We start from the raw sequence: 24,232 nt of genomic DNA, 5'->3' as shown, positions 1-24,232 counted from the left end.
CGGCGCGGCACCGCTGCCCAGGTCGACGGCGGTCAGCACCAGCAGGACGGCGTCGACCAGGGGCACGCCGAGCAGCAGCGCGCCGCCCAGTCGGGGACGGCGGAGCACGTACCGGGTGAGCAGCCCCGCGGCCAGCACGACCCAGAAGCCGATCTCGCACGCGATGATCGCGACCAGCACGGAGCACTCCCTCGATCCAGCACGGTTGTACCGCTACCGTAGCAGTACGACTGTGCTAAAACGGGTGCGTGCCACGGGAGGTCGATCGGGACGCGCGCCGCCGGGCGCTGGCCGAGGCGTTGTGGCGGGTCGTCCGTCGCGACGGCATCGACCGGGTCTCGGTGCGCACGGTGGCGGCGGAGGCGGGCACCAGCCCCGGCGCGCTGCGCCACTGGTTCCCCAGCCAGGACGACCTCGCGGCGTTCGCGCTGGAGACGGTGGTCGAGCGGGTGGCGCACCGGCTCGCCGACCGTCTGCCGGGGATGGGGCCGCGGGACGCCGCGCTGTACCTGCTGGAGCAGCTGCTGCCCCTGGATGCGGAGCGCCGCGAGGAGACCGCGGTCTACCTCGCCTTCCTCGGTCGCCCGCAGACGGAGGAGCGGCTGCGCCGCATCCGGTCGGCCGCCGAGGAGGGCAGCCGGCTCGCGGTCGCGTCCGCGCTGCGGATGCTCGCCGAGGCTGGCGCCCTCGGTGGCCGCGATCCTGACGGGGAGGTCGACCGGCTCTACGCACTGGTCGACGGCCTCGCGCTGCACGGCACGCTGTGGCCGGAGCGGTTCCCCGCCGCGGACCTGCGCCGGGTGCTGCACGAGCACCTGGCCTCGCTCGCCGGCTGAGTCGCCGCAGGGGACGAGCCGCACCGCGCCGGGTCGAGCCCCGTGCGCCCACGACTCGACCCGTCCTGGCCCGGCTCGACCCGCCGGCCGTCTCCGTCCGGCTCAGCGGCGGGCGAGCTCGGCGGCCAGGGGGTCCAGGCCCAGCTGGCCGAGGGCGAGGACGTCGCGGTGCCACTGCGCCAGGTCGAACGCGTCGCCCGCCCGCCGCCGGGCCTCCTCGCGGCAGGTGAGGAGCACCCGCTCGCCGACCTTGTAGACCGGTGCCTGCCCGGGCCAGCCGAGGTAGCGGTGCAGCTCGTCCACGCGCATGGCGTCATCCATGCTCACGTGCCGGCGCAGGAAGGCCAGGGCGACGTCGTAGTCCCACCGTGCGCCCGCCGCCGCACCCGCGGGGATCGGCAGGTCTAGGTGCAGCCCGATGTCGAGCACGACCCGCGCGGCCCGCAGCTCCTGGGCGTCGAGCATGCCCAGCCGGTCGCCCGGGTCGTCGAGGAAGCCGAGCTCGCCCATCAGCCGCTCGGCGTAGAGCGCCCAGCCCTCGGCGTTGCCCGAGCAGGAGCAGAGCAGCCGCTGCCACCGGTTGAGCCGTTCCGCGTCGTGCACCGCCTGGCCGATCTGCAGGTGGTGGCCCGGCACGCCCTCGTGGAAGACGGTCGTGGTCTCCCGCCAGGTCGTCATCTCGTCGACGCCCTCGGGCAGCGACCACCACATCCGGCCCGGCCGGCTGAAGTCCTCGCTGGGGGCGGTGTAGTAGACCCCCTCGCCCGAGGTGGGGGTGAGCCGCCCCTCGATGCGGCGCACCGGCCCCGGGATGTCGAAGTGCACGCCGTGCAGCGCGGCCACCGCGCGGTCGGCGGTCTCCTGCAGCCAGGCCTGCAGCGCGTCGCGGCCGCGGATGATCCGCGCCGGGTCGGCGTCGAGGGCCGCCATCGCGCCGGCCACCCCCGCGCCGGGCGCGATCTCCTCGGCCACCCGTTCCTTCTCGGCGACGATGCGGGCGAGCTCGGCCCAGCCCCAGTCGTAGGTCTCGTCGAGGTCCAGCCGCGCGCCGGTGTGGTACCGGGACTCCACCAGGTAGCGGTCGCGCCCCACGCCGTCGGCCTCGGGCGCCAGCGGCAGCAGCACCCGCTCGAGGTGCCCGGCGAACCCCAGCAGCGCGCCCGACGCCCGCTCGGCGCCGTCGGCGAGGTCGCGGCCCAGGGCGCTGCGGGCCTCCACCGGCGCCTCGCGCGCCAGCCGGGTGAAGAAGCCGGGCCGCTCGGGGGTGCCCGCCCACTGCCGCGCCCGCTCGGCCGCCAGCCGCACCTGCCGGGCGGCGGAGGCCCGGCCCCGGTCGGCGGCGACGCCCAGGCCGCGGGCGTACCCGAGCAGGGCCGCGGGCATCGCCGCCAGCCGCACCGCGACGGCGGACCAGTCCTCGTCGGACTCCGTGGGCATCAGGTCGAACACCTCGCGGAAGCCCTGCAGCGGGCTGTCGACGGTGTTCAGGTCCGCCTGCGCGTAGCCGGCGTCGTAGCGGTCGAGCTCGGCACCGAGCCGCTCCACCATGGCGCTGCGGGCGATCTCGTCCCGCCGGTCGACCGGCTCCAGCGCCTCGGCCTGCGCCCGGGTGCGGCGCAGCAGTTCGGCGTGCGCGGCGTGCCCGTCGGTGCTCAGGTCCGGCCACCGGTCGTCGTGCCCCCGCACCCCGATGTAGGTGGCGACCACCGGCTGCGCCGCCGCGTAGCTGTCGACGAAGCCGTCGGCGAGCAGGTCCAGCGGGGACGGCGGGCGCGCGGGGGGAGCGGTCACCGGGCTCACGCTATCCCGGTGCGGGGGCGGTGCCCGCTAGGCGGTGACGTCGACGAGCACCTTGCCGACGGCGCCGTCCCGCACCGCCTGGTGGGCGGCGGCGGTCTCGGCGAGCGGGTGCACGTGCAGCGGGAGGCCGGCGTCCTCGCCGACCCGGATCGCGCCCTCGGCGACCGCGGTGGCGACGTCCTCGATGCCGAGCACCTTGGCCCGCTCGGGCTCGGTGTAGACCAGCACGAACTGCCAGCGGGCGTTCGGCCCCATCTGCGCGCGCACCGGCACGGTCACCTCCGCGCCGCCGTCGTCCGCGTACATGGCGACCGCGCCGTGCATCCCGATCACCTGCGCGTCGACGGCGGCGTTGACCGCTGCCGAGACCTCGACGATCGCGTCCACGCCCTTCGGGGCGATCTTCCGCACCTCGGCGACGACGTCCTGCTGCCGGTAGTCGACGACGTGGTCGGCGCCGGCCGCGGCCGCGAGCTGCGCCTTGCGCGGGCTGCTCACCGTGGCGATGACCGTCGCATCGGCCCAGCGGGCGAGCTGGATGGCGGCGTTGCCCACCGCGCCGGCGCCGCCCTGCACCAGGACGGTGTGGCCGGTGAGTGCCCCGGCGCCCAGCCGGTCGGGGAGGGACTCGGCGACGGTCAGGCAGCGGTGCGCGGTGAGGAACGGGATGCCGAGAGCGGCGCCCAGCTCGAACGGCGTCTGCTCGCCCAGCAGGACGACGTGCCGCGCGGGGACGACGGTGAACTCCGCGGCGGTCCCCCAGGGGCGCTGCCAGGCGGCCTCCCAGATCCACACCCGCTGGCCGAGCATCGCCGGGTCCACGCCCTGTCCGACGGCGTCGACGGTGCCGGAGCCGTCCTGGTTGGGCACCTGCCCGTCCGGGCCGGGCTGCGCGTTCGTGCGCGACTTCCAGTCGGTGGGGTTGACGCCGGAGAAGGCGACGCGGACCCGCACCTCGCCGGGGCCGGGGCGGGGCACCGGGCGGTCGGTCAGCTCCAGGACGTCGGGGCCACCGGGACGGGTGTAGGAGATCGCGCGCACGCAGCGCCCGCTACCCGGCACCGGGCGATCGATGCGTCAGCCGGGCGGGGCGTCGTCGTCCGTCGGCCACTCCGGGAGCGGCAGGCCGGACACGGTGAGCAGCCGCTCGACGGTCTGCTCCACGACCTCGTCGGTCGGCGGGACGCCGCCGGGCGAGGCCATCAGCCGGCGCACCTCGGCCGGCTCGAGCTCCGTGCCCACCGCGTCGCGGACCCACCGCGCGTAGCCCTCGGCCTCGGCGTCGACGTCCACGGGGGCGGAGGCGTCGGGCTCGTCGAAGTAGACGCGGGGCTCGTAGCCGAGGAAGAAGCGGCCGCCGGAGGCGTCGGCGGCGCGGTAGTCCACGGTGGCGATGTCGCTGTCGTGCACGTCGACCATGAGGAACGGCACCGCGGTCGGCCGTCCCGTGCGCCAGCGCCCCTCGCTGTAGACGAGCGTGCCGAAGTACCCCATGACCCGAGGCTAACCGCCCGAGCCGGCGCCGGACCGCCGCGCCGGCAGGCCCGGTCTCACGGCCCCGCGCTCACGACCGACCCGTCGAGCGGTTCCCGCCACTACTCTCCGGCGATCCGGGTGGCGCTCCTGCGGGGGCCGAGGGCGAGGAGCCAGGCGTGGACGGACGGCGGATCCTGAGGGCGCTGGCCGTCGGCATCGCGGCGGCGGTGCTCGGCGGAGCGGTCGGGGCCGTGCTGACGCGGGGGCTGATGCGGCTGGTCGCGCTCGTGGCCGAGGGCGATCCGGCCTTCACCTGGAGCGGCCTGGCCTTCATCGCGATCTTCTACGTCGTGTTCCTGGCCCCCGGCGCCGTCGCGCTGGCCTGGAGGCGGTCCCGCTGGTCGCTGGCCGTGCTGGCTCTCGGCGCGGTCGCCATCCCGGTCCAGGCGGCCGGGATCGCGCAGAGCGACCTCGAAGGCGTCGGCCCGCTGAGCGCCGGCCGGTGGATCGCGCTCACCGCGCTGTTCGTGGCCGTGGCAGTCGTGTACGCGTTCCAGGCGGTGCTCGTCCACCGGGTGGCGTGCTCGGGTGGGCGGGATCGAGGGCACGAGCCGGCGGCGCGGCTCACAGCTGCGTGAGCGACCCCGGCGGCAGGTTGACGACGACGGCCTCCTGGCTGCTCCGGGCGAGGACCACGACCGCCTCCTCGTCGCCGGGGTTCTCCTCCCGGTGCGGCGTCCAGGGCGGCACGAAGACGTAGTCGCCCGGCTCCGGGGTCAGCCGCACCTCCTCGCCGTCGCGGGCGAACACGAACACCGGCCGGCCGGAGACGACGTAGATGCCGGTCTCGGAGTCGCCGTGGTGGTGGTTGGCCGAGGCGGTGCCGGGCGCGACGTGGGCCTGGCCCATCCAGACCTTCTCCGCGCCCACGGTCTTCCCGGACACGGCTTCCTTGCGGGTCATGCCGCTGCTCTGGCCGGTGTCGGTGGAGAGCCCGGCCGCCGGGATGTGGCGCAGCGGCGCGTGCCAGTCGTCGTTGCCGGCCTGTGCCGTGTCCTCTGCCATGTGCGGACGCTAGCGCTCCCGGTCGCGGCGGTGCCACCGGCCGGCGTGCGGGTCCGACGGACGTGCGGCCCGGGTCCAACGCCCGTGGTCCGGCGCGGTGCCGGCCAGCAGCGTGGGCAGCCTCAACCCGACGTCGACCGGAGGTGCCCGTGATCCCCGTCAAGCAGGCCGCCGAAGAGTTCCTCGGCCACCGGCGCATCGCCGTGACCGGCGTGTCCCGGTCGGCCAAGGACCACGGCGCCAACGTCGTCTACAAGCGGCTGCGCGAGCGCGGCTACACCGTGTTCGCCGTCAATCCGAACGCCGAGCAGGTCGAGGGCGACACCGCCTACCAGGACCTCGGGTCGGTCCCCGGGGGAGTGGAGGCGGTGGTGATCGGCACCAGCCCGGCGCACGCGGAGGAGACGATGCGCGAGGCCGTGGAGCTCGGCATCGGCCGCGTCTGGATGCACCGCGGGCCTGGTGCCGGCAGCGTGTCCCCCGAGGCGGCGCGGTACGGCCGCGAGCACGGCGTGACGGTGATCGACGGCGGCTGCCCGTGCATGGTCGGCCCGACCGCCGACTTCGGGCACAAGGTCATGCACGCGTTCGGCGTGGGGCACATGCCCAAGCGCGTGTGAACCAGGCGGGATGATCGGCAGGTGCGGCGCAGGGTGCTGGTGGGTGCGGCCGTCGTCGTCCTGCTGTGCACTCTGCTCGTGGGTCTGCCCTGGGCGTTCCAGCGCCACCTCGTCTACCTGCCCGACGCCGGACCCGTCCCGCCGGCGGCGCAGGCCGTGCCGGGCGCGCGGGACGTCGTGCTCGAGACCGACGACGGCCTCCGGCTGGGCGCCTGGTTCGTCCCCGCCCGCACGCCGGACGCTCCCGGGGTGCTCGTCGCCAACGGCAACGGCGGCCACCGCGGCATGCGGGCGCCGCTGGCGCGGGCGCTCGCCGACGAGGGGCTCGCCGTCCTGCTCTTCGACTACCGCGGCTACGGCGGCAACCCGGGAAGCCCGAGCGAGGAAGGGCTGGCGCGCGACGTGCGGGCGGCGCGGGACTTCCTGCTCGGGGACGGCGGGGTGCCGGCCGACCGGGTCGTCTACTTCGGGGAGAGCCTCGGCGCGGCGGTGGTGACCGGGCTGGCGGTGGAGCACCCGCCGGCCGGGCTGGTGCTCCGCTCGCCGTTCGTCGACCTGGCCGCGGTGGGCAGCGAGCACTACCCGTTCCTGCCGGTGCGGGCGCTGCTGCGCGACCGCTACCCGGTGGCCGAGCGGGTCCGGGGGATCGAGGTGCCGACGACGGTCGTGCACGGCGGCGCGGACTCGATCGTCCCGCCGGCGCAGAGCCGGGCGGTGGCCGACGACGCCGCCGCACTGCACCGGGTGGTGGAGGTCCCCGGAGCCGACCACAACGACCCCGTGCTGCTCGCGGGGGACGAGGTGGTCGCGGCGGTGGTGGAGCTCGCCTCCCTCAACGGGGGGTGATCGACAGGGTGAGCCGGGCGCGGCCCTCCGCAGAGCGGGCGGTGGCGATCCGCTCGGCGGACGGGGTGCCGTACTCGGTGGTCCGCTGCCGGGCCGGCCGGCCGATCGCAACGGCCATCGCCTCGAGCTCGGCGATGGTCTTCAGCGAGCCGTTCTCGCTGCCGGCCATCCGGCTGATCGTCTCCTCCATCAGCGTGCCGCCCAGGTCGTTGGCGCCGCCCCGCAGCACCGCCTGGGTGCCGGTGTCGCCGAGCTTCACCCACGAGGTCTGGATGTTGCCGATCCGCCCGTGCAGCAGCAGCCGGGCGACTGCGTGCACCGCCCGGTTCTCCCGAACGGTCGGCCCCGGCCGGGCGACGCCGGCCAGGTAGATGGGGGAGTTGTGGTGCACGAAGGGCAGCAGCACGAACTCGGTGAAGCCACCGGTGCGGTCCTGCAGATGGCTGAGGGTGCGCAGGTGCGCGACCCAGTGCGCCGGGGTGTCGACGTGGCCGTACATCATCGTCGACGTCGTCGGGATGCCGACCTCGTGGGCGGTGCCGATGATCTCCAGCCAGGTCGCCGTCGGCAGCTTGCCCTTGGTGAGCACCCAGCGGACGTCGTCGTCGAGGATCTCGGCCGCCGTCCCCGGGATCGAGTCGAGCCCCGCCTCCTTAAGCCCGGTGAGGAAATCGCGGAACGGCAGGCCGGTGCGCGCCGCCCCGTTGACGATCTCCATGGGGCTGAACGCGTGCAGGTGGATGGCGGGCTGCCGCTGCTTCACCTCGCGGGCGAGGTCGAGGTAGGCCGTGCCGGGCAGGTCGGGGTGGATGCCGCCCTGCATGCAGATCTCCGTCGCCCCGGCGGCCCACGCCTCGTCGACGCGGTCGCCGACCTGGCTCATCGAGAGCGTGTAGGCGTCGGCGTCGGTGCGCCGCTGGGCGAACGCGCAGAACCGGCAGCCGGTGTAGCAGACGTTGGTGAAGTTGATGTTCCGGTTCACCACGTAGGTGACGTCGTCGCCGGTGACGTCGTGGCGCACCGCGTCGGCCAGCGCGCACAGCGCCTCGAGGTCGTCGCCGTCGGCCCCCAGCAGTGCCAGGTACCCGGTGTCGGAGAGCCCGGCCGGGTCCTGCTCGGCGCGCCGGAGGGCCGCGCGGACCTCGGGGTCGCCGGCGGTCAGCGCCGTCGAGTGCCCGTCGCGGGCAGACGTCGTCCGGTCGCGGAGCTCGGACCAGTCGCCGTAGACGGCGTCGAAGTCGCTGCGCCGGTCCGTGGTCCGCCCGACGGTGTCGACCTCGACGTGCAGGTCGACCCGGCCGGACGACGTCCACGCCTCGTCCGGCTCCTGCCACGGCAGGCCCACCGGCAGCCGTCCCTCGACCGCCAGGCCGTCGGGGCCGGCGAGCGCCGAGACGTGCGGCCGCACGCGCGGGTCCAGCCACGGCTCGGGCTGCCGCACGTACGGCGGCTGGGCGGCCAGCCGTTCGCGCAGCTCGAACCCGGCGTAATCGGACAGCTTGGCCAACTCATCCAGGTTCGGCCACGGCCGCTCGGGGTTCACGTGGTCGGGGGTCAGCGGGGAGACGCCGCCCCAGTCGTCGACCCCGGCGCGCAGCAGCAGGCCCAGCTCGGTGGAGTCGGACAGGTTCGGCGGGGCCTGCACCCGCGCCTTCGGGCCGAGCAGCAGCCGGGTGACGGCGACGGCGGCGACGTACTCCTGCAGCTCCAGGTCGTCGTGCGCGGCCATGGCGGTGCGCGGCTTGGCCCGGAAGTTCTGGACGATGACCTCCTGGACGTGCCCGTGCCGCTGCGCCGCGGCCCGGATCTGCAGGACGGCGTCCACCCGCTCGGCGTAGTCCTCGCCGATGCCCAGCAGCACGCCGGTGGTGAACGGGACGGCGGAGCGCCCGGCGTCCTCCAGCACCCGCAGCCGGACGACGGGCTCCTTGTCGGGGCTGCCGAAGTGCGGGCCGCCCTTCTCCGACCACAGCCGCGTCGCCGTCGTCTCGAGCATCATCCCCATCGAGGCGGAGACCGGCTTGAGCCGCTGGATCTCCTCCCACGACAGCACGCCGGGGTTGAGGTGGGGGAGCAGGCCGGTCTCCTCGAGCACCCGGATCGCCATCGCCCGCAGGTAGCCCAGCGTGGAGTCGAAGCCGTGCGCCTCCAGCCACTCGGCGGCGACCGGCCAGCGGTCCTCCGGGCGGTCGCCGAGGGTGAACAGCGCCTCCTTGCAGCCCAGCGCGGCGCCGTCCCGGGCGATCTGCAGCACCTCGTCGGGGGAGAGGTAGGGCGCCTTGCCCTCCTTCCGCAGCTGCCCCGGTGTCGTCACGAAGGTGCAGTAGTGGCAGCGGTCGCGGCACAGGTGGGTGAGCGGGATGAACACCTTGCGGCTGTATGTGACCACGCCCGGCCGCCCGGCGCTGGCCAGCCCCGCGTCGCGGACCCGCGCGGCGGCGGTGAGCAGCCGGTCCAGCGGGTCGCCCTCGGCCAGCCCGCGCGCGTGCAGCAGGGTCTCGGCCTCGACGGCGTCGAGGGCCACCCCGCGCTCGGCGCGCACCAGGGCGCGGCGGAGAGCGGACTCGGACGGTGCGGGGAGCGCAGTCATAGCGCCTCCGACGCTAGTCCGCGCAACCGGCGACCGGACCGCCCGCCCCGCCGGACCCGCCCGTAGGTGTGCACTCGACCACGCCGGAGAGCCGGGTTCCCGCACACCGACCGTGGGTCGGCTCCGGAGTGCGGTCGGCGGGCGCGGAAACTCGCGCTCTGCCCCGTCCCCGTGGGCAGGGTGCGAGCGTCCCGGGGGCGCGGGTGCCGGACGGCCCTCCGCCCGGGCGGCAGGGGCTCAGATGTCCCGGCGCTGGAAGGAGAGCGCGGTCAGGCCGAGGACGACGGCGACCCACAGCACGGCCCAGGCCAGGTACACCGGGCTCAGCGGGGCGTCGGCGAGGAAGGGGAAACCGCCCTCCGGGCCCATCTGGATCGGCGCGACCGGGTCCTGGAACGCGTTCATGGCGCCGCGCCACAGCCCGTCGGTGGGCAGCAGCACCCGCGACACGCTGCCCACCCGCTCGACGCCATCGTTGCCCAGCGCCCCGCCGATGCCGCCGACCACGCCGGCGACCCAGGTGGCGCCGAACAGGCCGACCGCGACGATCCCCGACGCCATCGGCGAGATGACGCTGGACAGCAGCAGGGCCAGCGTGAGGAGCACGACGGTCTCCGCGCCCAGCAGCGCCAGGCCCGCGGCCGGCGACGGCGGCCAGTAACCCACCACCCCGCGGACGACGAGCAGCTGCGCCAGCCCGGCCAGCACCACGTAGCCGCACCCGAAGGTGAGCAGGCCGAGCCACTTGCCGAGCAGCACCGACGACCGGCGCACCGGCCGGGCGAGCACCGCCAGCGCCTGGCCCGACTCGACCTCGCCGGCGAGGGTGGGCCCCGCGAGGAAGGCGGTGCCGATCGCCGCGATCAGGCTGAAGCCGAACATGATCAGGTTGATCAGCAGCGACGCCACCAGGCGCGCCTCGCCGCTGGTCAGCGTGCCGAGCTCGGTGTCCAGGCCGATGAGCCGGGAGAAGCCCCACCCGCTGAGGGCGAGCAGCACCACGGTCAGCGCCAGCAGCGCCCACACGACCTTGCGCCGGGCGGCCTCCCGCAGGGTCAGCCCCGCGATCGTCACGACGATCACGGCGCGGCCTCCTCGTGGCGCAGCACGGCGAGCAGCCGCTCCTCCAGGCTTATCCGCACGGGCTCCACGGCGTGCACGCGCACCCCCAGGCCGACCAGGTCGCGCACCAGGTCCGGCACGGTGACGCCGTCGTCCTCGGCGGCCAGCGCGACGGTGAACCAGTCGCCGCTGCGGGTGAGCGTGCCGGTCGCGCGCAGCCGCTCGTCGGCCCGCGGGCCCACGTCGCCCAGCCGCAGCCGGACCTCGTGCTGGCCGAGCAGCTCGGTGAGCGTGCCCGAGGCCGCCACCCGACCCCGGTCGAGGATGACCACCCGGTCGCAGACCCGCTCGACCTCGCCGATCAGGTGCGAGTTCAGCAGGACGGCGACGCCCCTGGAGCGCAGTGAGAGCACGATGTCGCGGACGTCCACCCGGCCCAGCGGGTCCAGCGCGCTGGTCGGCTCGTCGAGGACCACCAGCTCGGGCCGGGCGACCAGCGCGACGGCGAGCCCGAGCCGCTGCTGCATGCCCTTGGAGAACCCGCCGACCCGGTCACCGGTCCGCTCGGAGAGGCCCACCAGCGCCAGGCACTCCCGGCGCTCCGCGGCGGGCACGTCGGCCCGGGCGAGCTTCACGTGCAGGTCGAGCACCTCGGCGGCGGTCAGCCACGGCTGGTAGCGGAACAGCTCGGGCAGGTACCCGACGGCGCCCCGCGAGCGCGGGTCCGTCGACGGCCGGCCGAGCAGCAGCACCTCGCCGGCGTCGGGGCGCACGAGGCCGAGCAGCATCTTGATGACACTGGTCTTCCCGGCGCCGTTGGGTCCGAGCAGGCCGACGACCTCGCCCCGGCCGACGCTGAAGGAGACGTCGTCGACGGCGGTCCGGCGTCCGTACCGCTTGCGCAGCCCGGAGCACCAGACCGCCGGTGACGGCGGCAGGTCGTCGAGCGCACCGCCCGACGTCCCCGCCGCCGTCGACCCGGTTGCCATGCCCCGGACCGTAGCGGCGTCAGCCGAGCCCACGGGCGACCGACAGCAGCTCGTCGGCGCTGAGCGAGCCGGCGACCCCGGTCATCACGCCGTCCTCGACCCAGACCACGCCGGCGAAGAGCCCGTTGCGGGAGGTGAGCACGGTCGCCTCCGACCCGTCGACGTCGGCCGTGGAGCTGGTGACCAGCTCCGCGGGCACCGGCAGCGGCAGGGTGGCGGCGTCGGTGGAGAGGTCGCGCAGCTGGCCGGCGAGGCCGTCGGGGATGCCGGGCAGCGACAGGAGGTGGTCGCGCACCGTCTCGAACGGCACGCCCGAGGAGAAGACCTGCGGCGCCCCCACCCGGGCGACGACGAGGGTCGGCACGCCGGTGGGCTGCGACCACACCGCGGCCACCCCCGGTCCGGCCTCGAACCGGAGGGTGCTGCCGTCGATCCCCGGCGGCGGGGGCGGCAGGACCTCGTCCTCGGCCGCGGCGGCCTGCGCGGCCTTGTCCGCGGAGAAGGTGAAGGTGGCGTCCACGACGCCGGCGACCTGGTAGGCCGGCTCGCCGGTCACGCCCTCGGGCAGCTCCGCGACCTCGGGAACCGCCAGCCCGGTGCGCTCCTCGGCGGTGGCGGCATCGGGCACCTGCTCGGGGTCGGGTTGCCGGGTGATCTCCACGTCGCCGTAGGCCGAGAGGTCGGGCACCTGCACCAGGTCGGTCGCGGTGACCTCGACCGGGTCGACCCGCTCGGTCTGGAAGATCGGCAACCAGTCGTTGGCGGCCGCGACCCCGGCGCCGGTCAGCAGCACGACCGCGCCGAGCGCGGCGACCGCGGGCCGGCGGACGGCGGCGCCCCAGCGGCTGCGCGTGGCAGCGCGCGCCGGGCGGGCGGCGGGGACGGCCGAGGCCCCGGCGGCGGAGAACCGGGCCCAGGCCGCGTCGGTGTCGACGGCACCCGACCGGCCGAGCGCCGCGCCGACGAGCTGCGCATCGGCGCGGACGTCGTCGAGCGCGCGCAGGCAGGCGGGGCAGCCGGCGACGTGGCCGCGGTCGGCGTCGGAGACCCCGGCCGGCTCGTCGACCAGGCGGCGCAGGACGCCCTCATCCGTGTGACGCATGACGGTTCAGCTCCTCGCGAAGTGCGGATTCGGCGCGGCGGACGGTGGTGCCGACGCTGCCGGGGGACAGATCGAGCGCGGTGGCGACCTCGGCGTAGCTCATGCCGCTGTGGCGCAGCACCAGGGCGGTCGCCTGCTTGCGGGGCAGCCGGGCCAGCGCGGCCCGGACGCGGCTGCGGTCCTCGAGGGTGAGCACGGTGTCGGCCACGTCGGGGGTGACGGCGTCGGCCGCGGCGGCCACCGCCTCCTCCCGGGAGGTGCGGCGGCGGCCCGAGCGGATCAGGTTGAGCGCGGTGTGGGCCGCGGCGACGGAGAGCCAGCCGCCGGCCTCGGCCGCGGGCACCGACGAGCGGCCGAAGGACAGGAACACCTCCTGGGCGACGTCCTCGGCCTGGTCGCGGGAGCCGAGCACCCGCGCGGCCACGCCGACGACCCGCGGGTACTCCCGGCGGAAGACCTCCTCGAGGTCGGGCCGCACCGCACCGCGGGTCGCTGCTGCCGGCACGCCGCCCGTCCCTCCGACCCGGTGCACCGCACCGGGGAATGTCAGGACGGCCGCCGGTGCCGGCCGTCCGTGCCGTACGAGGTCCATGCCGGTGTAGCACCGCCGCGCCCGCGGATGTGACACGCGGCCCGCGGGGAGACCGGTCAGCCGCGGCCGGCGGGCGCGCCCGACTCGTCGACGAACCGGCCGCGCAGCCGCAGCAGCGGCCGGGCGGCGGGGTCCAGCACCGGCACGTCGTCCACCGCCAGCAGCGCGAGCACGTGGTCGCCGGCCTCGACGAGCCGCTCCAGCCGGCAGTCCAGCGCGGCGAGCCCGCCGGAGAGCACGATCGCCCCGCTGCCAGGGGCTCGGGTCCACGGCACCTGCTCCAGCAGGTGGCGGGCGCTGGGGCGCCCCGCGGAGGCGAACCGCGAGGCGATGATCGCGTGCTCGGCGGCCAGGACGGTCAGCGCGCCGGAGCCGACCGTCTCCAGCACCTCGGCGGGGTAGCCGTCGGCGGAGAGGCCGACGGCTACCAGCGGCGGAGCGGCGGAGACGCTCATCACCGAGCTGACCGTCGTCCCGACGTCGTCGATGTCGTCCCGGACGGTGAGCAGGCAGACGCCGGCGGCGAGCTGGGCCAGGGCGGTGGTGAACGCGGCGGGGTCGACCGGCATGGCGGCCAGTCGACCACACCCTCACGATGGAGCACGTGAGCGGACAGGGGCGTGAGCAGCGCAGCGAGGGACGAGCGAGGAGCGGAGCGCCCCGCGGGAGCGGGCAGGGAGATCCGGGCGAAGCCGAGCGCACGTACGACGTCGTGGTCCTGGGCGCCGGCTCCACCGGCGAGAACGTCGCCGACGTCGTCGTGCGGGGCGGGCTGTCGGCGGTGCTGGTGGAGCCCGAGCTCGTGGGCGGCGAGTGCTCCTACTGGGCGTGCATGCCGAGCAAGACGCTGCTGCGGGGCACCGAGGTGCTCGCCGAGGCCCGCGCCGTCGACGGGGCCGCGCAGGCGGTCACCGGGGAGCAGGACGTGGCGGCCACCCTCGCCCGCCGTGACTCGTTCACGTCGCACTGGGACGACTCCGGCCAGGTCGAGTGGGTGCACGGTGCCGGCATCGACCTGCTCCGGGGCGCCGGCCGGCTCGACGGCGAGCGCGCCGTCGTCGTCACCGCCGACGACGGCACGACCACCCGGCTGACCGCCCGGCATGCCGTCGCCGTGTGCACGGGTTCGCAGGCGGCCCTGCCGCCGGTGGAGGGGCTGGCCGACGTCGACCCGTGGGGGCCCCGCGAGGCCACCAGCGCCAAGGAGGCACCGGGCCGCCTGCTGGTGCTGGGCGGCGGCTACGTCGGCTGCGAGATGGCGACGGCCTGGCAGGCGCTGGGCTCGCAGGTGACGCTGCTGCAGCGCGGGGACCGGCTGCTGCCGGGGCTGGAGCCGCAGGCGGGGGACGCCGTCGCGGCATCGCTGCGGGAGGCGGGCGTGGCCGTGCGGCTGGACACCGAGGTGACCGCCGCCCGCCGCGACGGCACCGAGGTGGTCCTGACGACGGCGGACGGCGAGGTGCGCGGGGACGAGGTGCTGGTCGCGACCGGCCGCGCGGCGCGGACGGGGGAGATCGGCGCGGAGACCGTGGGCCTCGAACCGGGGGAGTACCTCTCCGTCGACGCCTCGCTGCGGGTCCGGGGCTCCTCGTGGCTGTACGGGGTGGGTGACGTCAACGGGCGCCGCCAGCTCACCCACATGGGGAAGTACGAGGCCCGCCAGGCCGGCGCGGCGATCGTGGCGCGGGCCCGCGGGGAGGAGGTCGACACCTCGGCGTGGTCGCCGTTCGTCGCGACCGCCGACGACGTCGCGACGCCGTCGGTGGTGTTCACCTCGCCGCAGGTCGCCAGCGTCGGGCGGACCGCCGCGGAGGCTGCGGAGGCCGGGCTGCCGCACCGCGTCGTGGAGTACCCGCTCGGGAACGTGTCCGGCGCCGCGATCTTCGCCGACGGGTACACCGGGACGGCGGTCGCGGTCGTGGACACCGAGCGCGAGGTGCTGCTGGGCGTGACCTTCGTCGGGCCCGCGGTCGCCGAGCTGCTGCACGCGGCGACGATCGCGGTCGTCGGCGAGGTGCCGATCGCGCGGCTGTGGCACGCCGTCCCGGCCTACCCGACGATGAGCGAGATCTGGCTGCGGCTGCTGGAGACCTACCGCGGCTGACCGCGGCCCGACCCCCGCGACGGCGCAGCGGGCGGTCGTGCTGGAGTGGCCCTGTGCAGTTCGACCGCTCGTCGCGTTCCCCCTGGCGCCGCTACATCGCCCTCGGCGACTCGTTCACCGAGGGGCTCAGCGACCCCCACCCCGAACGCCCGGGTGAGTACCGCGGCTGGGCCGACCGGCTGGCCGAGCACCTCGCGGCCGCGGCACCCGGCGCGGACGTCGAGTACGCGAACCTGGCGATCCGCGGCCGGCTGCTGGCGCAGGTGCTCGACGAGCAGGTGCCGGTGGCCCTGGCGGCGCAGCCCGACCTGGTCAGCCTGGTCGCCGGCGGCAACGACCTGATGCGCCCGGGCGCCGACCCCGACGCGTTGGCCGCGCAGCTGGAGTCCGCCGTCGTCCGGTTCCGCGCCGCGGGCGCCGACGTCCTCCTGGCCACCACCGCGGACACCCGGAACACGCCCATCCTGCGCCGGCTGCGCGGCCGGATCGCCGTCTTCGACGCCAACCTGTGGTCGATCGCGGCGCGGCACGGCGCCGCCGTCCTGGACCAGTGGGGCGCGGCCTGGATCCAGGACTTCCGCCTGTGGGACACCGACCGCATCCACCTCACCGACGAGGGCCACCGCCGGATGGCGCTGGCCGCCGCCGCGGCGCTGGGGCTGCCCGGTGCCGACGGCGAGGACTGGCGCACTCCGCTGCCGCCGCAGCCGCCCCGAGAGCTGCGGGCGGCGCTGGCCGAGGAGGCCGCCTGGGTGCGCGGCTTCGTGGCGCCGTGGATCGGCCGGCGGCTGCGCGGCCGCTCCTCCGGCGACGGCCGCGCCGCCAAGCGCCCCGTGCCCCTCGCCCTGCCTCGCACGTGACGCGCTGGAACGGCTCCCTCCAGGGACCCGGCCCGAGCGTGCGAGCGGTGGGGAGGTGACGTGCTGGAACGGCTGGGTCCGGAGGCTCGTCACGAGCCTGCGAGTGGGGAGCGGGACCGGGTCCTTCCTCAGTCGTCGTCGGGGTCGGCGAGCTCGTCGAAGAGCGAGCCGGCACCGAACCGGCCGGTGTCGACCAGGTCGTGCCCGGCGGGGGACGACGGCGGCCGCTGGCGGGGGAGCGCCGGTGCTGGTCCGGGGTGCTCGGGCAGCAGCTCGCCGGCGACGTCCTCGGCCGGGGTCTCGGTGACCTCGCCGATGAGCACCTCGGCCGGGCTGGGCAGGGGCGCGGGGCGGCCGAAGGCGTAGCCCTGCGCCATGGCGCACCCGTGGTCGAGCAGCCACGCGGCCTGGTCGAGGTCCTCGATGCCCTCGGCGATGACCTGCAGGCCCATGCCGCGTCCGAGCTGGAGCAGGCCGTGCACGAGAGCCGCGGTCGAGGGCTGCGTGACGACGTCGGCGACGAACGACCGGTCGATCTTGACGGTGTGGATCGGCAGCCGGTGCAGCGCGGTGATCGCCGAGTAGCCGGTGCCGAAGTCGTCCAGCGCCAGCGTCACGCCCTGATCGGTGACGACGGCGACCGAGTGCAGGGTGGCCTCGGCGGCGAAGAGGGCCGTCGACTCGGTGATCTCCAGCTCCAGCCGCTGCGGCGGCAGCCCCGACTCCTCCAGGGCCGCGGCGACGAGCTCGCTGAAGCCGTCCTCGGCCAGGTGGCGGGCCGAGATGTTGACGTGCACCCGCAGGTCGTCGGCCCAGGTGGCGGCGTCGAGGCAGGCGCGCCGCAGCACCCAGGCGCCCAGCTTGGAGGTGAGCCGGTTGTTCTCCGCGACGTCGAGGAAGGCGCCGGGCGGCAGCAGCCCGCGGGTGGGGTGCTGCCAGCGGAGCAGCGCCTCGTAGCCGAGCAGCGTCTCGTCGGCCAGGTGCACGATCGGCTGGTAGAACAGCCGCAGCTCGTCGTTGTCGAGCGCGTGGCGCAGCTCGGTCTCCAGCTGCAGGGCGTCCACGTCGCTGCGCGACAGCGCCCCCTCGTGCACCTCGATGCGGGCGCGCTGGCCGTCGGCCTTGGCCCTGGTGAGCGCGCTCTGCGCCTGGCGCAGCAGGTCGTCGGGGGTCATGTCGGCGCCGAGGGTGAGCCCGACGCTCGCCGACAGGGTGACCTCGCGGTCGTTCACCACGAACGGCTCGTCGAGCACGCTGAGCAGGCGGTCGGCCAGCGCGCGCAGCCCGTCGAGGTCCTCGACGTCCTCAGCGACCACCAGGAACTCGTCGGCGCCCAGGCGCACCGCGGTGTCCTCGACGCGGGTGCTCCACCGGAGCCGGTCGGCGAACTGGCTGAGCAGCAGGTCACCGGCCTCGTGGCCGAGCGCGTCGTTGACCGCCTGGAAGCGGTCGATGTTGAGGTGCACGAGGCCGACCTGCAGGCCGCGGCGGCGGGAGAGCGCGACGGCGTGCCGGAGCCGGTCGGTGAGGGCGCGGCGGTTGGGCAGTCCGGTGAGCGGGTCCATGAAGGCCCGGCGGACGGCGTCCTCCTCCGCCCGGCGGCGGTCGGTGACGTCGACCAGCGAGAGGACGACGAACTGCGGCGTCCCGTTGTTCTGCCGCACCACCTCGTGGGACTGCACCACCCACAGCTCGGTGCCGTCCGAGCGGCGCAGCCGGCGCTCGCCGTCGAGCAGCAGGTTCGGGTCCAGGTCCGGCTCGCCGGGCGCCGGCCTCAGCCCGAGGTCGCCCACCGGCGGGTCGTCGGGGTGCGCCAGCAGGTCGACGTGCCGGCCCGCGAGGCTCTCGGCGGTGCGGCCGGTGAGGGCGCACATCCGCGGGTTGGCGACCAGCACGTGACCGTCGAGGTCGACGAGGGCCTTGGCGATCGGTGCGCCGAGGAACAGGGCCTGGAACAGCTGGCCCCGGTCGGCGAGCAGCGTGTCGATCGCCCGCAAGCGCTGCCCGGCGCCGCCGCCGGGCGTGCCCGGGGAACGGGGCATCTCGGGTGCGGGGAGGCTCACCGGGACAGCGTCACGCATCGCAGGCGAGAAGTGACGGAACCCGTTCACGGAGAGTCGTGATCGACCAGTCACACTGCGTCGCAGGTCGTCACACCCGCCCCACGGGTCGCGCCCGCGTGGTGGACCTGCCATGCGCGGCGGGAATCCCGGCCGCCGTCGACGCGCTCCAGCAGCAGACATCGACGAAAGGACCTGTCGTGGAGAAGCGGATCGGCTTCCTGTCCTTCGGCCACTGGCAGCCCATCCCCGGCTCGCTGGTGCGCACCGGACGGGACGCCCTCGTGCAGAGCGTGGAGCTGGCGGAGGCCGCCGAGGAGATGGGCCTCGACGGCGCCTTCGTGCGGGTGCACCACTTCGCCCGGCAGCTGTCCTCCCCGTTCCCGCTGCTGGCCGCGATGGCGGCGCACACCCGGCGGATCGAGCTGGGCACCGGCGTCATCGACATGCGCTACGAGAACCCCCTGTACATGGCGGAGGAGGCCGCCGCGACCGACCTGCTCGCCGGCGGCCGGCTGCAGCTGGGGGTGAGCCGGGGCTCCCCGGAGACGGCGCTGCGCGGCTCGGAGGCCTTCGGCTACGTACCCGGCGAGGGCAGCACCGACGCCGACCTGGCGCGGCAGAAGACCGCCCTGTTCACGGCCGCGATCGCCGGGCAGCCGGTGGTGGACGCCGATCCGCGGATGACCGGCGGCGCGAGCGGCAGGCTGGCGGTCCAGCCGCAGTCGCCGGGGCTGGCCGACCGGATCTGGTGGGGGTCGGGCACACGGGCGACGGCGGAGTGGACGGCCCGGCAGGGGCTGAACCTGATGAGCTCGACGCTGCTGGTCGAGGACACCGGTGTGCCCTTCGACGAGCTGCAGGCCGAGCAGATCGCCCGGTACCGCGCCGCCTGGGCCGACGCCGGGTGGGAGCGCGAGCCGCGGGTGTCGGTGAGCCGCAGCGTGCTGCCGATCACCACCGACCAGGACCGGCAGTACTTCGGCGGCGGCCGGGACGGCGAGGACCAGGTCGGCATCCTCGAGGGGGTGCGGGCCCGGTTCGGGAAGAGCTACACCGGTGAGCCGGACGCGCTGGCCGAGGCGCTGGCCAAGGACGCCGCCGTCCGCGAGGCCGACAGCCTGCTGCTCACGGTGCCCAACATGCTGGGCGTCGAGTACAACGCACGGCTGCTGCGGACGGTCGTCGAGCACGTCGCGCCGGCGATCGGCTGGGTGCACCCGGACCGCCGCGCGGCCTGACCCCGCCCTCACCCAGGCCTCGTCGGGAACCTGCGCTCACGCACCCGGTGGAGGTATGGCGGGCATGCGGCGCCCGAGCCGCTGGTCGCACGTCAGGCTCTGCGGGTGCCGCCCGCCGATGACGAGTCCCGCTGGGCCGAGGCGCAGTCGCTGCTGGAGCGCGCGCCCACCCCGTCGGCCGAGGAGCGGTTGCGCCACTGGCGCCGTGTCCGGGTGGCGTCCGTGCTGGCTCTCGGCGCGGCTGCGGCGGTGCTGTTCGCGGGGCAGTGGGTCGTCTCGCCCACTGCATGGCGGCTGGCCCTGGTCGCCGTGCTGTCGGTGGTTCTCGGTATCGCCGCTCTGCACCTGCAGCGCGACGTTGCCCGCGTGCGCGCGTTCCTCGGCCGGCACCCCGCCGGCGACGGCTCAGCCGCGTAGGTCGAAGCCGAGATCGAGCACGGGTGCGCTGTGCGTGAGCGCCCCGACGGCCAGGTAGTCGACGCCGGTCGCCGCGACCTCGGCCGCCCGCTCCAGCGACAGCCCGCCGCTGGCCTCCAGCCGCACGCCCGTGCCCCGCACCAGCTCCACGGCGGTGCGGGTGTCCGCGAGCGGGAAGTTGTCGAGCAGCACCAGCTCCACGCCCGCCGCGATCGCCTCGCGCACCTGGTCGAGGGTGTCGCACTCGACCTCCAGCGGCACGTCCGGCGCCGCCGCCCGCACCGCCTCCACCGCGGCGGTGATGCCGCCGGCCGCGGCCACGTGGTTGTCCTTCACCAGCGCCGCGTCGCCGAGCGCCAGGCGGTGGTTGGCCCCGCCGCCGCAGCGGACGGCGTACTTCTCCAGCACCCGCAGGCCCGGGATCGTCTTGCGGGTGTCGCGGATCGCCGCGCCGGTGCCCGCGACGGCGTCGACCCACCTCCGGGTCACCGTGGCGACGCCGGAGAGGTGGCCGACCAGGTTCAGCGCGGTGCGCTCCGCCGTCAGCAGCGCCCGGGTGGGCCCCTCGACGGTGAGCACCGGCGCGTTCGTGCGCGCGGCCATGCCGTCGGCCGCGTGCAGGGCGACGTCGACGTCGTCCCCGCCCACCAGGCCGAACACGGCCGCGGCCACCGGGACGCCGGCCAGCACGCCCGGCGACCGGGGCACCACGTCGCCGGTGGCGCGGGCGCCGGCCGGGACGGTGGCGGCGGTGGTGACGTCGGGGCCGAGCGCGAGGTCCTCGTCGAGGGCCCGGCGGATCACCTCCTCGACGACCGCGGGGTCCAGGCCGCCGTCGCGGAGGACGTCGGCCAGCTCCGGCCGCAGCGGGTACCACTCGGTCATGCCGCTCCCTGGGTCTGGTCCGCCGCGGTCAGCGGCACGGTCCGGGTGTGCAGGTGCCCGGTGCCGTCGATGCGGTGGGCCAGCCGCACCTGCCACTCGGGGCGGCTGCCCGGCGCGTCGGCCCGCCGGTGGCAGCCCCGGCTCTCCGGACGGGCGAGCGCGGCGGTGGCCAGGACGGTCGCGACGGTGTGCACCGCCGTCGCCTCGACCGCGGCCAGGTCGAGCTCGCCGGTCCGGGGAGTCCCGGCGAGCACTCCGGCCAGCTCGGCGAGGCCGGCGGCGGTGCGCAGCACGCCGGCGTGCCGGCTGGTGGCCACGCCGATCGCCGCGCGCGCCGCGGGGTCGGCCGCCGTCGTGCCGGCGGTGCGGGGCGCGACCGGCCCGTCCGGGGGAGCATCGGGGAGCGCGGCGTCGAGCAGCGCGGCGCAGCGCCGGGCGGCGACCAGCCCCTCGGTGATCGAGTTGGACGCCAGCCGGTTGGCCCCGTGCACACCGGTGCAGGCGACCTCCCCGACGGCGAGCAGCCCGGACACGCCCGTGCGCCCGTCGAGGTCGGCGAGCACCCCGCCGCAGGTGTAGTGCGCGCCCGGTGCCACCGGCACCGGCTCCGCGGCCAGGTCGAACCCGGCCGCCCGGCAGGCGCGGAGGATGCCGGGGAAGCGCCGCTCCAGGAAACCGGTCCCGAGGTGCGTGGCGTCCAGGAGGACGTGGTCCTCGCCGGTGGCGGCCAGGTGCGCGGCGACGGTCGCCGAGACGACGTCGCGGGGGGCGAGATCGGCCATCGGGTGGGCCCCGGCCATGACGCGCCGCCCGGCGCGGTCGACCAGCACCGCCCCCTCGCCGCGCACGGCCTCGGAGATGAGCACCTGCTGCCCGGCGGCGCCCGGTCCCCGCCACAGCACGGTGGGGTGGAACTGCACCATCTCCACGTCGGCGACCTCGGCACCCGCGCGCAGCGCCAGCGCCAGCCCGTCGCCGGTCGTGCCGGCGGGGCTGGTCGCCGCGGCGTAGGCCTGCCCGTACCCGCCGGTGGCCAGGACGACGGCGTGCGCGCGCAGGTCCCCGGCGCCGGTCAGCGCCCCGCCGTCGGTCACCCGGGCGACGCGCAGGCCGGCCACGCTCCCGTCGGCGGCGTGCAGCGCGTCCAGCGCGACGGTGCCCTCCAGCACCTCGACGCCCGCCGCGGCCAGCGCCCCGACCAGCGTGCGGGTGACCTCGGCGCCGCTGGCGTCACCGCCGGCGTGCACGATCCGGTCCCGGCTGTGCCCGCCCTCGCGGGTGAGCGCGGGCCGGCCGTCGCCGCCCAGGTCGAGCCGCGCGCCGAGGTCCTGCAGCAGCGCGATCGCGGCCGGCGCCTCCGCGACCAGCGTGGCCACGGCGGCCGGGTCGCAGAGCCCGGCGCCCGCGGTGAGGGTGTCCTGCCGGTGCAGCGCGGCGTCGTCGTCGGCACCCAGGACGGCGGCCAGGCCGCCCTGCGCCCAGCACGTGCTGCCGGCCCCGAGCGCGCCCTTGGTGACGACGACGACCCGGCGTCCCGCGGCGGCGAGCGCGAGTGCGGTCATCAACCCGGCCGCGCCGCTGCCCACCACGACGACGTCGCTGGTGCGCCGCCAGGTCGCCTCGGGAAGTGGCAGCGCGGGGACGACAGCGGGGGCCACCGGCGCGGTGCGGCGCGGCCCCACGGTCACTCGCCGACCAGCGAGGGGGTGCCGAGGGCGATCATCGCCTCGACGGCCGAGCGGGCGCGGGCGGCGACCTCCGGGTCGACGGTGACCTCGTCGCGGCCCTCGCGCAGCGCCCGCAGCAGCTTCTCCGGCGTCGACATCTTCATGTACGGGCACTCGGCGCGCGGGTTCACCGCCTCGAACGCCGCGGCCGGGTTGGCCTGGCGGAGCTGGTGCAGCATGCCGATCTCGGTGGCGACGAGCACGCGCTTCGCCGTCGTCCGCCTGGCCTGGTCGAGCATCGCGCCGGTGGAGAGCACGTGGACGCGGTCCGAGGGCAGGTCCCCCTGGCCGACCATCCACAGCGCGCTGGTCGCGCAGCCGCACTCGGGGTGCACGAGCACCTCGGCGTCCGGCGCGTCCTCGATGCTCTGCCGCAGGTCGGTGGGGGAGATGCCGGCGTGCACGTGGCACTCACCCATCCAGATGCGCATGTTCCGCCGCCCGGTGACCCGCTGGACGTGGGCGCCGAGGAACTGGTCGGGGAGGAAGAGCACCTCGCGGTCGGCCGGGATGGACTCGACCACCTCGACGGCATTGGAGGAGGTGCAGCAGATGTCGGTCTCGGCCTTCACCTCGGCGGTGGTGTTGACGTAGGAGACGACGGCGGCGCCGGGGTGCTCGGCCTTCCACGCGCGCAGCTGGTCGGCGGTGATCGTGTCGGCCAGCGAGCAGCCGGCGGCGGCGTCCGGCACGAGCACCGTCTTCCCGGGGCTCAGGATCTTCGCCGTCTCGGCCATGAAGTGGACGCCGGCGAAGACGATCGTGCTCGCGGTGCTGGCCGCGGCGATGCGGGACAACGCCAGCGAGTCGCCGACGTGGTCGGCGACGTCCTGGATCTGCGCGGCCTGGTAGTTGTGCGCCAGGACGACGGCATCGCGCTCGGCGGCCAGGCGGCGGACCTCGTCGCGCCAGTCCTGCCACTGCTCCGGGGTCCACTGGGCGGCGGTGGGGGCGGGGAGCGTTGCGGTCACCGGGGACCTCCGGAGGAGTGGGTTTCGGACTGTCAGGCGAAAACCTCTGCCGGCAAATCTAGCATGGGATCCGTGACGTCCGTGTGGTCCTCGCCCGAGCGGCCGGCCTTCCCGCACCAGGCGCTCGCCGTGGTGCTGCAGGTCCGGGGTGCGCGCCTGCACGTGATGCTCTGGCGGCGCGGCAAGGAGCCGTTCGCCGGCGCCTGGGCGCTGCCGGGCGGGCCGCTGCTGCCCGACGAGACCCTCGGCGCCTCGGTCGGCCGGCAGCTCGCGGCCAAGGTGGAGGTCGCCCAGCTCGCTCACCTGGAGCAGCTGGAGACCCGCAGCGACCCGCACCGCGACCCGCGCAGCCGCACCGTGGCCACCGCCTACCTGGGGTTGCTCCCGGGCGACCTCGACCCGGTGCTGCCCGGGGACACCGCCTGGCACCCGGTCGACGCGCTGCCGGAGACGGCCTTCGACCACGGCTCGATCGTCGGATCGGGGCTGGAGCGGCTGCGGGCGAAGCTCTCCTACACCAACGTCGCCTTCGCGCTGGCCCCCCCGACGTTCTCCATCGCCGAGCTGCGGGAGGTCTACGTCGCCGCGCTCGGCTACGAGGTCACCGCCACCAACCTGCAGCGGGTGCTGCTGCGGCGCGGCGTGCTGGAGCCGACGGGGGAGCAGGCGGCGTCGGGGCGCACCGGCGGGCGGCCCGCCGCGCTCTACCGCTTCGCGACGACGACCCTCGAGGTCACCGATCCGTTCGCCGTGCTCAAGCCCCCGTCGGCACGCTGAGGTCACCGCGACAGGAGCCGGCGGAGCCCGTCATCACGATCGGGTGAACGTCCGGCCAGCCGGTTTGGTGCGGGTGGGGGCGTGCCTATCTCCCGTGCCGAACGCACCTCGCGGGAACCGAACGGAGACGCACGTGCTCATCCTTGGCCTCATCCTGCTCTTGCTCGGCCTCGTCCTCGACATCTCCATCCTCTGGACGATCGGGGTCATCC

At 75.8% G+C, this 24,232-nt stretch carries 23 protein-coding genes and 1 pseudogene; 9 read left to right on the top strand and 15 right to left on the bottom strand.

From position 1 onward, the window contains the following. A pseudogene (locus tag E9549_RS03755) lies at nt 1-180 on the bottom strand (hypothetical protein); the annotation flags it as partial. 68 nt (nt 181-248) lie between these two features. On the opposite strand from E9549_RS03755, the gene E9549_RS03750 reads away from it, so the two are divergent. Beyond that, a complete protein-coding gene (locus tag E9549_RS03750; protein ID WP_236825245.1) occupies nt 249-836 on the top strand; it encodes a TetR/AcrR family transcriptional regulator in 588 nt (195 codons plus the stop codon). Nucleotides 837-938: 102 nt separating this feature from the next. On the opposite strand, the gene E9549_RS03745 is transcribed toward E9549_RS03750, so the two are convergent. From E9549_RS03745 to E9549_RS03735, 3 genes are read right to left on the bottom strand one after another with little or no spacing between them, the layout of a single operon-like run. Then, the gene (locus tag E9549_RS03745) at nt 939-2,627 is read right to left on the bottom strand and encodes a DUF885 domain-containing protein (protein WP_236825244.1); all 1,689 of its coding nucleotides are present in this window, start codon (nt 2,625-2,627) and stop codon (nt 939-941) included. Between the two features lie 36 nt (nt 2,628-2,663). Continuing rightward, a complete protein-coding gene (locus E9549_RS03740) occupies nt 2,664-3,677 on the bottom strand; it encodes an NADPH:quinone reductase (protein WP_236825243.1) in 1,014 nt (337 codons plus the stop codon). A gap of 36 nt (nt 3,678-3,713) precedes the next feature. Further along, nucleotides 3,714-4,130 carry a hypothetical protein gene (locus E9549_RS03735; RefSeq protein WP_236825242.1) on the bottom strand — a complete coding sequence of 139 codons (417 nt, stop codon included), beginning with the start codon at nt 4,128-4,130 and terminating at the stop codon, nt 3,714-3,716. A gap of 158 nt (nt 4,131-4,288) precedes the next feature. On the opposite strand from E9549_RS03735, the gene E9549_RS03730 reads away from it, so the two are divergent. Further along, entirely contained in the window at nt 4,289-4,750 is a 462-nt protein-coding gene (locus E9549_RS03730; protein ID WP_236825241.1) for a hypothetical protein, read from the top strand. On the opposite strand, the gene E9549_RS03725 is transcribed toward E9549_RS03730, so the two are convergent. After that, nucleotides 4,737-5,177 (bottom strand): cupin domain-containing protein, encoded by a 441-nt coding sequence (locus tag E9549_RS03725; RefSeq protein WP_236825240.1) that lies wholly within the window; start codon nt 5,175-5,177, stop codon nt 4,737-4,739. The genes E9549_RS03730 and E9549_RS03725 overlap by 14 nt on opposite strands. 149 nt (nt 5,178-5,326) lie before the next feature. Here E9549_RS03725 and E9549_RS03720 point away from each other — a divergent pair, with 149 nt between their 5' ends. Together E9549_RS03720 and E9549_RS03715 are read left to right on the top strand one after the other, a co-directional pair. After that, the gene (locus E9549_RS03720) at nt 5,327-5,797 is read left to right on the top strand and encodes a CoA-binding protein (RefSeq protein WP_236825239.1); all 471 of its coding nucleotides are present in this window, start codon (nt 5,327-5,329) and stop codon (nt 5,795-5,797) included. A 21-nt stretch (nt 5,798-5,818) separates the two neighbouring features. Beyond that, nucleotides 5,819-6,643 carry an alpha/beta hydrolase gene (locus E9549_RS03715; protein ID WP_236825238.1) on the top strand — a complete coding sequence of 275 codons (825 nt, stop codon included), beginning with the start codon at nt 5,819-5,821 and terminating at the stop codon, nt 6,641-6,643. On the opposite strand, the gene E9549_RS03710 is transcribed toward E9549_RS03715, so the two are convergent. The 6 genes from E9549_RS03710 to E9549_RS03685 all read right to left on the bottom strand — a co-directional run bounded on the left by E9549_RS03710 (nt 6,630) and on the right by E9549_RS03685 (nt 13,547). Next, nucleotides 6,630-9,233, bottom strand: coding sequence for a bifunctional FO biosynthesis protein CofGH (locus E9549_RS03710; protein ID WP_236825237.1), 2,604 nt, complete (start codon nt 9,231-9,233; stop codon nt 6,630-6,632). The two genes, E9549_RS03715 and E9549_RS03710, sit on opposite strands and share 14 nt — an antisense overlap. 237 nt (nt 9,234-9,470) lie before the next feature. Next, nucleotides 9,471-10,316 (bottom strand): ABC transporter permease, encoded by an 846-nt coding sequence (locus tag E9549_RS03705; protein ID WP_236825236.1) that lies wholly within the window; start codon nt 10,314-10,316, stop codon nt 9,471-9,473. Beyond that, nucleotides 10,313-11,284: an ABC transporter ATP-binding protein gene (locus tag E9549_RS03700; protein ID WP_236825235.1), complete on the bottom strand. Its 972-nt coding sequence runs from the start codon at nt 11,282-11,284 to the stop codon at nt 10,313-10,315. The genes E9549_RS03705 and E9549_RS03700 overlap by 4 nt, the downstream gene beginning before the upstream one ends. A gap of 19 nt (nt 11,285-11,303) precedes the next feature. Continuing rightward, nucleotides 11,304-12,386, bottom strand: coding sequence for a hypothetical protein (locus E9549_RS03695; RefSeq protein WP_236825234.1), 1,083 nt, complete (start codon nt 12,384-12,386; stop codon nt 11,304-11,306). Continuing rightward, nucleotides 12,370-12,891 carry a sigma-70 family RNA polymerase sigma factor gene (locus E9549_RS03690; RefSeq protein ID WP_236825233.1) on the bottom strand — a complete coding sequence of 174 codons (522 nt, stop codon included), beginning with the start codon at nt 12,889-12,891 and terminating at the stop codon, nt 12,370-12,372. Before E9549_RS03690 ends, E9549_RS03695 begins: the two co-directional genes overlap by 17 nt. 143 nt (nt 12,892-13,034) lie before the next feature. Continuing rightward, the gene (locus E9549_RS03685) at nt 13,035-13,547 is read right to left on the bottom strand and encodes a flavin reductase family protein (RefSeq protein ID WP_236825232.1); all 513 of its coding nucleotides are present in this window, start codon (nt 13,545-13,547) and stop codon (nt 13,035-13,037) included. Nucleotides 13,548-13,582: 35 nt separating this feature from the next. On the opposite strand from E9549_RS03685, the gene E9549_RS03680 reads away from it, so the two are divergent. Together E9549_RS03680 and E9549_RS03675 are read left to right on the top strand one after the other, a co-directional pair. Further along, nucleotides 13,583-15,082, top strand: a complete 1,500-nt coding sequence (locus E9549_RS03680; RefSeq protein ID WP_236825231.1) for an NAD(P)/FAD-dependent oxidoreductase — start codon at nt 13,583-13,585, stop codon at nt 15,080-15,082. Nucleotides 15,083-15,135: 53 nt separating this feature from the next. After that, nucleotides 15,136-15,942, top strand: a complete 807-nt coding sequence (locus E9549_RS03675) for an SGNH/GDSL hydrolase family protein (protein ID WP_236825230.1) — start codon at nt 15,136-15,138, stop codon at nt 15,940-15,942. A gap of 128 nt (nt 15,943-16,070) precedes the next feature. Here the strand turns inward: E9549_RS03675 and E9549_RS03670 are convergent, their stop codons facing one another. Beyond that, on the bottom strand, nt 16,071-18,005 hold the full coding sequence (locus E9549_RS03670) for a bifunctional diguanylate cyclase/phosphodiesterase (protein WP_236825229.1): 1,935 nt from the start codon (nt 18,003-18,005) through the stop codon (nt 16,071-16,073). 197 nt (nt 18,006-18,202) lie between these two features. On the opposite strand from E9549_RS03670, the gene E9549_RS03665 reads away from it, so the two are divergent. Together E9549_RS03665 and E9549_RS03660 are read left to right on the top strand one after the other, a co-directional pair. After that, nucleotides 18,203-19,243, top strand: a complete 1,041-nt coding sequence (locus E9549_RS03665) for an LLM class flavin-dependent oxidoreductase (RefSeq protein WP_236825228.1) — start codon at nt 18,203-18,205, stop codon at nt 19,241-19,243. A gap of 105 nt (nt 19,244-19,348) precedes the next feature. Then, nucleotides 19,349-19,660, top strand: a complete 312-nt coding sequence (locus tag E9549_RS03660) for a hypothetical protein (RefSeq protein WP_236825227.1) — start codon at nt 19,349-19,351, stop codon at nt 19,658-19,660. Here E9549_RS03660 and nadC read toward each other — a convergent pair. The 3 genes from nadC to nadA are packed head-to-tail and all read right to left on the bottom strand — an operon-like array spanning nt 19,649 to nt 23,243. After that, complete coding sequence (gene nadC, locus E9549_RS03655) at nt 19,649-20,545, bottom strand: carboxylating nicotinate-nucleotide diphosphorylase (protein ID WP_236825226.1); 897 nt, start codon at nt 20,543-20,545, stop codon at nt 19,649-19,651. The two genes, E9549_RS03660 and nadC, sit on opposite strands and share 12 nt — an antisense overlap. Then, entirely contained in the window at nt 20,542-22,233 is a 1,692-nt protein-coding gene (locus E9549_RS03650) for an L-aspartate oxidase (RefSeq protein WP_236825225.1), read from the bottom strand. The genes nadC and E9549_RS03650 overlap by 4 nt, the downstream gene beginning before the upstream one ends. Continuing rightward, a complete protein-coding gene (nadA, locus tag E9549_RS03645; RefSeq protein ID WP_236825224.1) occupies nt 22,230-23,243 on the bottom strand; it encodes a quinolinate synthase NadA in 1,014 nt (337 codons plus the stop codon). Before nadA ends, E9549_RS03650 begins: the two co-directional genes overlap by 4 nt. Nucleotides 23,244-23,306: 63 nt before the next feature. On the opposite strand from nadA, the gene E9549_RS03640 reads away from it, so the two are divergent. Continuing rightward, nucleotides 23,307-24,020 (top strand): NUDIX domain-containing protein, encoded by a 714-nt coding sequence (locus E9549_RS03640; RefSeq protein ID WP_255723755.1) that lies wholly within the window; start codon nt 23,307-23,309, stop codon nt 24,018-24,020. Nucleotides 24,021-24,232 lie beyond the last annotated feature (212 nt).

Source organism: Blastococcus sp. MG754426 (assembly GCF_021699055.1).
Classification (GTDB): domain Bacteria; phylum Actinomycetota; class Actinomycetes; order Mycobacteriales; family Geodermatophilaceae; genus Blastococcus.
Note: the sequence above shows the minus strand (reverse complement) of the source record. Positions and strands in the feature narration are given on the sequence as shown.

Bases quoted from the DNA above. Each gene is read 5' to 3' on its own strand.
- E9549_RS03735 (WP_236825242.1), bottom strand. From the start codon at position 4,130: ATGGGGTACTTCGGCACGCTCGTCTACAGCGAGGGGCGCTGGCGCACG.
- E9549_RS03725 (WP_236825240.1), bottom strand. From the start codon at position 5,177: ATGGCAGAGGACACGGCACAGGCCGGCAACGACGACTGGCACGCGCCG.
- E9549_RS03710 (WP_236825237.1), bottom strand. From the start codon at position 9,233: ATGACTGCGCTCCCCGCACCGTCCGAGTCCGCTCTCCGCCGCGCCCTG.
- E9549_RS03700 (WP_236825235.1), bottom strand. From the start codon at position 11,284: ATGGCAACCGGGTCGACGGCGGCGGGGACGTCGGGCGGTGCGCTCGAC.
- E9549_RS03695 (WP_236825234.1), bottom strand. From the start codon at position 12,386: ATGCGTCACACGGATGAGGGCGTCCTGCGCCGCCTGGTCGACGAGCCG.
- E9549_RS03685 (WP_236825232.1), bottom strand. From the start codon at position 13,547: ATGCCGGTCGACCCCGCCGCGTTCACCACCGCCCTGGCCCAGCTCGCC.
- nadC (WP_236825226.1), bottom strand. From the start codon at position 20,545: ATGACCGAGTGGTACCCGCTGCGGCCGGAGCTGGCCGACGTCCTCCGC.
- E9549_RS03640 (WP_255723755.1), top strand. From the start codon at position 23,307: ATGGGATCCGTGACGTCCGTGTGGTCCTCGCCCGAGCGGCCGGCCTTC.